This is a genomic window from Zoogloea sp. (assembly GCF_023150065.1).
Classification (GTDB): Bacteria; Pseudomonadota; Gammaproteobacteria; order Burkholderiales; family Rhodocyclaceae; genus Zoogloea.
Map to the genome: position 1 here is coordinate 1 of NZ_JAKLLN010000182.1, position 579 is coordinate 579.

The window sequence follows — 579 nt, forward strand, 5'->3', positions numbered from 1 at the left end:
TATCGTCGTTCTGGCCGGTCTGGACTGCGTCGCGCCGGGCGAGCAGCTCGCTTTCGCGCAGCAGGCCGCCGCTGCGCTCGCCAAAGCCGGGGAAGAAGAAGTACTTGGTCAGCGGCAGGGTGGGGTGCGGCGAGGCGAGGCCGTGGCAGTCCTCGGCCCAGCTTTCGGCGCTCAGGTATTCGAGGTTGATCCATGCCGGTGGCCGGGCCTGTGTGGCTATTGCGGCCATGGCGGCGACGAAGGCCGGCGGCAGTTCGCAGGCAAAGGCTTCGATCACCACGTCGCCGACTGCATCCGCTGCGTCGGCGGACCAGTTCTCGGTGAATTCTTCGCCTGTGGCCGTCGGCCAGTGGCGGATTTCGACGCCGTGCTGGGTTTGCGCCGTAGCCCCGGGGTCGCTTTCCGGCAGCAGGGGTTGCAGGCTGCGCAGGTCGTCCACCCACAGGCGCACCGGGTGGCCGTGTTCGGCGGCGAGTTGGCGGGCGAGCCGCCAGCAGACGCCGATGTCGCCGTAGTTGTCGATGACACGGCAGAAGAGGTCGAAACGCATGGACGGGTGCAGGCGTGGCGGAAACACAG

At 68.2% G+C, this 579-nt stretch carries 1 protein-coding gene; it reads right to left on the reverse strand.

All coding sequences use genetic code 11. The annotated features are described in order from the left end of the window. Positions 1–550, reverse strand: a 550-nt coding sequence (gene earP, locus L6Q67_RS24165) for an elongation factor P maturation arginine rhamnosyltransferase EarP (protein WP_296576252.1), incomplete at its 3' end; no start/stop codon positions are given. Positions 551–579: the final 29 nt, after the last annotated feature.